At 42.8% G+C, this 9,251-nt stretch carries 7 protein-coding genes; 3 read left to right on the top strand and 4 right to left on the bottom strand.

Annotated features, from left to right (window positions below; translation table 11 throughout):
* Nucleotides 1-229: 229 nt before the first annotated feature.
* Entirely contained in the window at nucleotides 230-1,261 is a 1,032-nt protein-coding gene (locus RRG12_RS40705) for a hypothetical protein (RefSeq protein ID WP_069071261.1), read from the bottom strand.
* Nucleotides 1,262-1,423: 162 nt separating this feature from the next.
* Here RRG12_RS40705 and moaA point away from each other — a divergent pair, with 162 nt between their 5' ends.
* A complete protein-coding gene (moaA, locus tag RRG12_RS40700; RefSeq protein ID WP_069071262.1) occupies nucleotides 1,424-2,410 on the top strand; it encodes a GTP 3',8-cyclase MoaA in 987 nt (328 codons plus the stop codon).
* Nucleotides 2,411-2,529: 119 nt separating this feature from the next.
* Here the strand turns inward: moaA and rpsD are convergent, their stop codons facing one another.
* A complete protein-coding gene (gene rpsD, locus RRG12_RS40695; RefSeq protein ID WP_069071263.1) occupies nucleotides 2,530-3,138 on the bottom strand; it encodes a 30S ribosomal protein S4 in 609 nt (202 codons plus the stop codon).
* A gap of 462 nt (nucleotides 3,139-3,600) precedes the next feature.
* Here rpsD and RRG12_RS40690 point away from each other — a divergent pair, with 462 nt between their 5' ends.
* A complete protein-coding gene (locus RRG12_RS40690) occupies nucleotides 3,601-4,239 on the top strand; it encodes a hypothetical protein (protein WP_420763109.1) in 639 nt (212 codons plus the stop codon).
* A 564-nt stretch (nucleotides 4,240-4,803) separates the two neighbouring features.
* On the opposite strand, the gene RRG12_RS40685 is transcribed toward RRG12_RS40690, so the two are convergent.
* Nucleotides 4,804-5,901, bottom strand: coding sequence for a TIGR03032 family protein (locus RRG12_RS40685; protein ID WP_420763108.1), 1,098 nt, complete (start codon nucleotides 5,899-5,901; stop codon nucleotides 4,804-4,806).
* A 722-nt stretch (nucleotides 5,902-6,623) separates the two neighbouring features.
* Nucleotides 6,624-7,523 carry a heterocyst differentiation master regulator HetR gene (gene hetR, locus RRG12_RS40680; RefSeq protein WP_069071266.1) on the bottom strand — a complete coding sequence of 300 codons (900 nt, stop codon included), beginning with the start codon at nucleotides 7,521-7,523 and terminating at the stop codon, nucleotides 6,624-6,626.
* Nucleotides 7,524-7,600: 77 nt separating this feature from the next.
* Between hetR and RRG12_RS40675 the strand changes: the two genes are divergently transcribed.
* Nucleotides 7,601-7,879: a hypothetical protein gene (locus tag RRG12_RS40675; RefSeq protein WP_069071267.1), complete on the top strand. Its 279-nt coding sequence runs from the start codon at nucleotides 7,601-7,603 to the stop codon at nucleotides 7,877-7,879.
* Nucleotides 7,880-9,251 lie beyond the last annotated feature (1,372 nt).

Here is a 9,251-nt window from a genome sequence, read left to right as displayed (position 1 = left end):
ATTTACAATCCCTGGCGGGTGAACTTTCCTGATTTACATTTGTTTCCTCATTTTGGAGAATTGGTATTATAGCCAAGGCGAATTTCAATTCGCGGCTACACAAACGAAGTCTGTATCCGCGGACTAAGGGGAAATTGAGGGTTTGAAACCCACGGAGGTGGGTTTTGTCGGTGTAGACGGGGTTTCTAACCGCCCTTTTGACTTCGCGGCCATGCGCGATGCCTATTCCCTAACTCGTCTCCTGAATTTGCAGACGTACAGTGTGTTCAGTCGCTCCACTAAGCTGCAATTCCATGATTTCACCACCCAGAGGTTCCAAGCAAGTGAGGAGCGATCGCAAGTTGGGTGTACTTGCACCAGTATCTACATATAATCGATCTGCTAAATTACCGATCCGTTTCCAAGTCATATACAATTTAGCGATCGTTTGTTCAATCTGCGATGCTTGATTTACCAAATCAGCAGCAATGCTCAAACAGCCGACTCTTTGCGCTTCTTCTAAGGCTGTTTCAATATCAACATTTTCCTGCGTTAGCGCCTGAACTTGAGCCGCACCTTTGAGATATTTCGCTAAGTTACGCGCTTCGGTAGTTACCTGTTTGAGGGTATCCACATCAGGATTAGCAGCAATTTCTTTCTGGATAAACTTTTGATGCGATTCTGGCAGTTTTTCCATTTCCTTCACCAGTGGGGCAATGTAGCGGGGGGGAAGGGTGTTATCTGCTGCTTTTTCCTTGACTGCTTCGGGTAATAAATCTGAGGACATGGCTGTCCATTCATCGCTGAGTTGTCGCACTTCTCGCCTGGTGATGCGATCGCCTTTTTGGGCGGCTTCACTCACCATCTGTTGCACTTCTGGCGATGCTTTGGAGGTTTCCACAAATGCCCGTTTACTGAAATTGTTCACAGAACCAGGGTCAAGTTTACCGTCTTCGATCAGACTATCAGCACTATTCGCCAGTTGAATCCAGGAGTATGCTTGACTTTTGCTGATTTCCCGCTCTTTTAGCCATCGCAGAAAACCAGTACCGCGTCCGTCGCCACCGACTTTCTCTCTGTCGCGGATCGCCCGTAAAATTCGCCCCCGCCAGATTTCAGTTTGCAAATCAAAGCGATCGCATACCTGCCAAGCTATTTCGAGCTGCTGTTGAAAATCTGACTCTAAAATCTGTTCATCTTCTGGATCGGGCAGTTCAAAGCTAATATCTGCTGGCTGTAGTAACGCAGCAGCAAGGTCGTTGATGGAGTCGGTATCTTGCACGATTGATGACTAACTAGTGGATGCGATCGGCTTATTATGCCACAATCTGCGGACTCTCACTTAAGGGGGAGTGCGGTATTTTGAATTACAACAAATATAGTATGAAGGGGTAAACCACCTCAGTGAGGTCTTTCCTTGATCAGAGAGAATAAAAATAAAACAATGAACCAGGTAGACTACCTCCGCATTAGTTTAATCGATCGCTGTAACTTTCGTTGTCAATACTGTATGCCAGAGGGAGTAGAACTGGACTATATTCTCAAGCAACAGCTGTTAACTGATGAGGAGTTGCTCACCTTAATTCAAGAGGTATTTATTCCAGTAGGTTTTAATCGGTTTCGTTTGACTGGGGGTGAACCATTATTGCGTCCCCGTGTGGTGGATTTGGTAAGAGCGATCGCATCTTTTCCCCAAACTGAAGACCTTTCAATGACCACCAACGGTTTTTTACTGGCTCCGATGGCGAAAAACCTCTACAATGCTGGTCTGCGAAGAATTAATATTAGTCTGGACTCTCTTGATCCTGACATTTTTGATCAAATTATTGGTAATCAGGGACGTTCTCGTTGGCAACAAGTTTGGCAGGGAATTCAAGCTGCTCATCAAGTTGGATTCGACCCACTGAAGCTGAATGTGGTGGTGATTCCAGGTGTGAATGACCACGAAATTCTAGATTTAGCCGCCTTAACGATTGAAAAACAGTGGCACGTTCGATTTATCGAATTTATGCCCATTGGCAATGTGCATTTATTTGGCGATCGCGGTTGGGTATCTTCAGCCGATTTACGGCAACAAATCCGCGATCGCTGGGGCTTGACAGAATCACAAGTTCGTGGTTTTGGCCCTGCTGATGTATTTAAAATTCCCGGTGCGAAGGGAACACTGGGATTTATTAGTCAAATGTCAGAATGTTTTTGCGATCGCTGTAACCGGATGCGCCTGAGTGCGGATGGCTGGCTGCGTCCCTGTTTATTAAATGAAACTGGTCAAATAGATTTAAAAACTGCTCTGCGTTCTGGCACTAGCACCGCTCAATTACAAGAGCAGGTGAGGCATTTACTCGGAATCAAGCCAGAAATTAACTTTAAGGGGCGCGATTCTGGCATTTTAGGTACATATACACGCACCATGTCGCAAATTGGCGGTTAGTCATTTGTCCTTCGTCCTTTGTCATTTGTCCTTCGTCATTTGCTTAGACTAGTGGATTGTGCGTAAGTCCTAAACTAATGACAAATGACCAATGACTAATGACTAGGGACAAATGAATATTACGCTTGTCGTGAGTAGTACTCAACCACAAGTAGTTCATTAACTTGTAATGCCACCCATTCGCGCTCAATAACGCTGTTGACTTTACCAACCAACTTATTTTTGTCAAACTCCAAATGACTGGGAAGGTTTGCCAAACCGGGATATTGCAAGTTAGCTTCCACCAATTTGCGTGATTGTGCCCGATCTCTGACTGCAATTGTTTCACCAGGACGGCATTGGTAGCTGGCAATATTCACCACACGACCGTTAACAGTTACGTGACCGTGATTTACCAGTTGACGAGCCGCTGGGATAGTCGGGGCTATACCCAAGCGGAAAACGGTATTATCCAAACGCATTTCTAGCAATTGCAGCAACACTTGTCCGGTAGAACCAGTAACACGTCTAGCTTTCCGCACATAGCGGAGCAATTGCTTTTCAGTCAAACCGTAATTGAAGCGGAGTTTTTGCTTTTCCTCTAGACGGATAGCATACTCAGAGCGCTTCTTACGGTTCTGACCATGCTGACCAGGTGGGTAAGCGCGTCTAGCGCTTTTACGAGTCAATCCTGGTAGGTCGCCTAAGCGACGGACAATTCTGAGGCGGGGCCCTCTATATCGGGACATGAGTTTCCTTAATCTAATCCTGTTTAAACTTTACCGAAACATTCAATTTTGACACTCCCCTAATTTTTAATCAGGGGATTCTTGGTTTTTTGAAGCTGCTTACCGAGGTAAGACGTATCTCACCAAGGTAGACGCATCGATTTTTGCGCCAGTTGCTTTTAATCGGTCAACCCGACAAACTAGCCTCCAAGCCTGAATTCCGACCTGTCACGCCGTACTCCTGCCCATAACTTTTTTGTGTTTATTTAGTTTCGTAGGCTACTCAATCATCAGATTGGTTTACGTAGTATTCTTAACTTTGAAATACTTTTTACGTTGCCTACTTATCTTTCAAACAGTTATAGTAACACAATTTCCGCCATAATAATTATGTCTATACCTTGCTCCCGCTGAAATTCTTTAATTGCAGAGGATTTTTAAAATATTTAAGTTAGCATAACTTTGGGTGTTTGGAGAATGGCAATGTCAATGAGCAAAAAAGTGGTTAACAGAGGGAAGAACAAACAAGCCAGTTCGACCTCAAGGAATTTAACAATACCAGTTTTGGCTATAGCTGGATGGTTGACAACGATCTTACCCAATACAGCGATCGCAGCTTCCTACAGCAATGATTATAGTGTCTGTGCGGGTCGCCTTTTGAGCGTGGGTGTAACGGCAGAAGCGGCATCAGAGGCTTGTGCAGCAGCACTGCGTCCCAGGGATTTTGCTGCTTGCGTGGTCAAAATTGATAAGGAAACCCAAATTGCCGCCACAGATGCCCTTTCTTCTTGTGGGAAGGCCCGGCGTCCTGAAGAGTTAGCTACCTGTGTAGTTGGCGTCAGCTTAAATACTAAGGAAGAAGCTAATCCGGCAGTTTTAGAGTACTGTGGACGTAGTTTGTTACCCGTGCGTTTTGGCCAGTGTGTGGTTGGCTTGCGTAGTCAAATAGACTTTCCCGCTACTCAAGCGTTAGATACCTGTATCAGTGCTGATGATAGTGTTGTTGGCGCTTCATCTTCATCTACACCGCCTACCGTAATTCCTGCGGGATCAAATCCCAGTATCGAGAATACCCCATTTCCAACGCAACCGCTTGTTCCAGCACAACCCGGCACTAATTAAATTGACAGTGCTTTGTGTAATTGATTGAAAATACAGGTTGAATATAGAGTTGGCTATTTGCCAACCCAATTCAGGCACTACCAAAACATAAATCATCTGATCTACTACTATTTCTCAGATACAAGGTTGGGTTGAGCAACAGCGAAACCCAACCTTATATATTACCGAAGAAAGGCAGAAGGCAGGAGGCAGAGGGCAGGAGGTAAGAAGTATCAATTAAAACTTTAGTTCTGGGTCTAAAGCCCAGTTCAAAGCAATAATTATACTGGGACTGCTTGCAGCGAGGTATAAAACGTCCTTACTTCAATCCCACTCTTTTAAGGGTGGGTTACCTCCTGCCTCCTGCCTTCATCCTCCTGCCTCCTGAAAAAGCTTCCAACTGACTGGGTAATTTAACTTTGCTGACCATATAGCAAAGATTAGGCAATTACAGTATCAATACTTCTCGGTTAATCACTTTTAACTCGGAATCTGGTTTGGGGAAAAGGTTAAAGGTTAAGGGGTAAAGGTTTTTTCTTTTCCCTTTCCCATTCCCCTTTCCCCCAAAACCCGACAAGTTATTGATTACAGTATCACCGCACTCGGTCGCAACCAGTAGTTCAACTCTGGTGCTGTAAATGCTTGGCGGATTTCTTTTCGTTCCGAATTCAAAACCATCGGACGCTGTACACCAGCAAGAAACTGCACATCATAAAGTTCTTGGCAGCCTGTGGTGAATTTCAGCATTCCTACATGCTGCCCATTTCGCAAATCTACGACTGCCACACCACAAAGCAACTGCTCAAACCGTTGAGTAATGGGCAACCCTCCAAAAATATGCCGTTCCCGAATCTGGCATAGTCCCACTAGGGCGTAATACCCGACGCAGCACAATCCCCGCAGAAATCCAGGGAGTACACAGACTACCTGTTTGTCTCCTGATTCTGGATGAATGCGCCATACTTCCCCAGCACCAGAGTTGAGTAACCACAAAAACCCGTCATGCCAAATTGGGGAATGGGGCATTGATAATCCATCTACAATAATTTCATTGCTCTCTACTTCCACCACCACGCCACCGTTGGCTTTACCCGGTCGCCATCCCCCGACGGTATCTGTCGTACCGAGGGCAGTCACATACTTGGGTTTGCCATCCACCATCGCTAAACCATTCAGGTGACAACGGTCTTCTGGCACTACTTCGGAAATAAATTTGGGATGCCAGCGCGGTACAAAACTAAAGTCTGGACTCAAGGTAGAAAGACAGGAAAAACGGGTGTTGACAATCCACAGCCCTTCTCTGCCAAATTCCAGGTCGTGAATGTTCAGGTCGCCTGTAAAATATGTCATCCGTGGCAGATAAAGGGCATCGTACCGTCCGGGCTGGTCTTCTAAAAACTCATAAGCTAAGGCGGGGGCATTGGCTAATAAACAGACTTCGTGATGACTAGCCAGTGCTAAACGTGAACCATTCACTGCCAATCCCATTGGTTTGGAAAATTGGCGTAACAGCATGGTAATCTGTTGTCCATTCCAGCCTACTAGTGCTAGTTTCCCGGCTTGGTAGGTGGTGATGGCAACGGAACCTCCGGCTTGACTCAGCCAAGAGATAAATCCGGGATCAGCATCACACTGAATTAAGTTATTCTCTTCTGGGGCAGTAGTGGTGGAGGTGGTTAACATAAATCAAATTTTGTTGGGGCAATAATGTTATGGTTTGGACTTAGCCAAGTATAAAAACGGTTAAACAAAACTAAATCCATTAAAAAGTAAAATTAGTTACCAATAAAAAACCTGTACCAGGAACAACACCAAAAGGAATCGCCCGCTGATAACAGGTCGCGCTGCATCAAGCTGCAATGTATCGAACCTTGCAGACATTTTGAGCTTAGTTGTTTTTAGAATGTTTTACTGGTAAGTATTGTTTGGGTGACTAATGTATGATATTAACTTTTGATTTAAAACAAATCAGTATATATATTGAAGATAAGCTTAGTCAAAACTTGAATTATTTGCAATAAACAATATTGTAGGGGCGCATAGGTGTGCATTAGTGTCAACTTAAGCCAAAAATAACGTACTGATTAGGTGTTGTTCACCCGCCAGGGAATATAATTAAGAGACTAATTGCTCAAGTCTACTGAAGTAGACTGAAAATTTTCGCGCTCTAAAGTCCTCTTCAGATGACTTTAGCTATGAGACAGGGATTTACAATCCCTGGCGGACGGGAGGTTTAGCGTTAAGTTGACACCAATGACAGGTGTTCGCCCCTATTGGTGATTCTGATTCAAATAAATAAAAAATTCTATAATACTCTTCTCCAACACGGAGAGGAGTTGGAGAGAGTTTGGTCGAAGTCACGTTAATTGATCGCCTTTGGTAATTTGGAATTTTGCACAATTGTACTAATCTTCTCTTTCGCCAAAAGCTGTTTGTAAAACCACTGCAATTCCTCCATCTTGGTGATATTTATCTGCCCAGGCACGAATAACTTCATCCAATTCTTCCATAGCTTGCTCCATTTTTTCTGGAAGAATATCAAGTTCTTCCAACAAGCGCATGGCATTTCGTCGTCGTTCTGCCCAATTTTTCATCATGCGGAAATACCGAGCGGTATCTTCTACCATGATGTAAGTACGTTCTTGGTCGTCTGCTGGGGCATAAAAAGGACGGGTAAGAGCGTAGAAGGGCATTCCCCAAGGAGAATCAATGCGGGTTACTGTTCCTGAATAGAGGAGACGGCGCTTGATATGCTCACCCAAAGCTTCACTCAAAGGCATTTGGTGTTCGGGTGGCAAGTCTTCTTGCGATCGCCTGTGCAAAAACTCAATCAAATCCAGAAACTCAAAAGAGCTAACTAACTGGGCATCAGGTAGATTACTGGGCAGCTTTTGCTCAATTTGTCTTTTTTCTTCACTTGTCAGACTGCTACCAGGAACGCGCGATCGCCCCGGTTGCCAAGGATATTTTTCTAGCCAGACATAAGGCAATTGAATCAAATAGCGAGGTTCTTGAGAACCCAACATTTTTAACAGTTTGCCTTCTGTTAACGCCTGTCTGACTTCTTCTACAATAATTTTTACACGTTTCGGCTCCAAGTGGTGCAAATGCCCTGTCATTCGCAGGTTTTGTCCCTGCTCTAGATAGGTCATGTAAATTGCACACTTTGCTGCTGTTGCGGCTGCGTCTAAAAATGCCCCATGCCTGTGCCCACTCGTCCGCATGGCACTAAAAGCCAGATAAAGCATGATCTGATCCATCGCACTGGGGTCAAGACGTTTGATCAGATCTATGTCGTTACTCATATTACAGACAATTGAATAGCACGTTTACAGAATTTTTAATCGAATGAAAATAGGTAGTATACACCTGGCTGAAGGCGATGTCTTCACTTCAGACTATATTAGTATGCGATAACTATGAGATCAGTAGTAGTCCAAACTACCATTTTCGCATATTTTCTGGTACACAGGAAGATTTAGTCGTTGTTACTATAACTGTCCCTGCATCTGACCGGAAAATTACATACATCACCAAGTTCAGCTTGACGGCGGTTAGATCCCAAAAGTCAAATGTGTTGCAAGTAATCTACAAAGCTTTTCAGTTCTCTGAAGTTTTTCTCATCTTTCAAGAGCAACAACGTCAAGCTGCTTACACCTAATTATGGCATTATGCCGACTCGGAGTAAAAACTAGTTTGCGCGGTTCATCTGGGATATCTGTTACTCGAAAAAGATGATTTTTTCAGCTTTGGCGAATTATTTTGTAGTACACAAGGTGACTAAAAATAATTGGGAGTGGTCTAAAAAGAAATCGCTTACCAGGTGTAGGTAGCCACATTTAGAGGTTGAGCTATACGGCTCGTTGTGAACTATTATCGCGTTCACAACCTCCAGTGATGTCTTGGCAGTATCAGCCGTTGGCTTGAGGAAAGATAGTAGACATTAAGTAGAGCAAATAATTCCAATTTCAAAATGCCTGTTGTGTTTTCAAATATTGTTCCTCATCATATCATTGTTTTTTGGTTTTGGAATAAAAATATGTATTTTAAAGTTTATAAATGATGCGTATTTAAATAATTTATATCTGCTTAAATCAAGGTTTGATGATATTTGTATTTTGACTACTAAATTCAAGTCTTATTTATCTTTTTGTATTGATGATTAGACACTGAAAGCCGCGATTTAGACTGAGACAATCGCGTAGCCATAAGGCTTTGTTGAGTTTGCTAATAACCAAAAAATTAGTGACTAGTCATACATATAATAAAACATAGTGGATACCATCTGATAATTATTTAGAGATTTTTTTTCAATGAATTTATATTTTTTTCATGAAATAATTTTAAAATTTCATGATTTAACTAATTCATTGGCTAGTTTCAAGTATGTTTTTAACTCGCCGTTTTATGTATTTGAGAGACTTGAATTACGTAGATACTTTGTTGCTATAAAATGAGGATACTCCGTAGCAGGTTATGATCTAAGCTTCTTTATCTGGGTATCTGGGCGATACCTACGGCGGGCTACGCCTACGCAGACTAAATTGACGTTTTCCAGATTGCCAGAAATAAAGATATCATCTGATCAAACACAAGAGCATAGAAATGAGGAATTTTGAATTTAGCGTTACTCGCAGAGGTTTTCGTAGAATAAAGGTATTAGCTGTTTCGTAAGAATTCAGAATAGTTAAAGAATCAGAGAAACATTTGATGAATAAATATACTAATTATTCTAGATTCCTTATAAATTCTGACTCCTGACTCCTGGGTGCTAAATTCTGACGCTGTTTCACTGGCGATCGCTCCATCTCCATATATTCATGTCGCTAGAATAGTCTCCCACGTTTAAAAAACGGATTATACCAATTCAATTAATGATTGCAACACATCCTTGGATAAAGACGCGATGAATCGCGTCTCTACAAATGGTCTATTTGTCGCATTCTTTTTTCAAATTGGTATTACTCTAAACACTTCTGCTATTTCTTTATCTCCTAGTTCAAAACGTACTGCAATACTTGCAATAGTCTTAA

The sequence above is a fragment of the Nostoc sp. CALU 546 genome (assembly GCF_048836525.1).
The sequence above is the reverse complement of the archived record's forward strand: the minus strand, read 5'-3'. Positions and strand labels throughout refer to the sequence as shown.

Bases quoted from the DNA above. Each gene is read 5' to 3' on its own strand.
- RRG12_RS40690 (WP_420763109.1), top strand. From the start codon at position 3,601: ATGTCAATGAGCAAAAAAGTGGTTAACAGAGGGAAGAACAAACAAGCC.
- hetR (WP_069071266.1), bottom strand. From the start codon at position 7,523: ATGAGTAACGACATAGATCTGATCAAACGTCTTGACCCCAGTGCGATG.
- RRG12_RS40675 (WP_069071267.1), top strand. From the start codon at position 7,601: ATGTCTTCACTTCAGACTATATTAGTATGCGATAACTATGAGATCAGT.
- moaA (WP_069071262.1), top strand. From the start codon at position 1,424: ATGAACCAGGTAGACTACCTCCGCATTAGTTTAATCGATCGCTGTAAC.
- RRG12_RS40685 (WP_420763108.1), bottom strand. From the start codon at position 5,901: ATGTTAACCACCTCCACCACTACTGCCCCAGAAGAGAATAACTTAATT.
- rpsD (WP_069071263.1), bottom strand. From the start codon at position 3,138: ATGTCCCGATATAGAGGGCCCCGCCTCAGAATTGTCCGTCGCTTAGGC.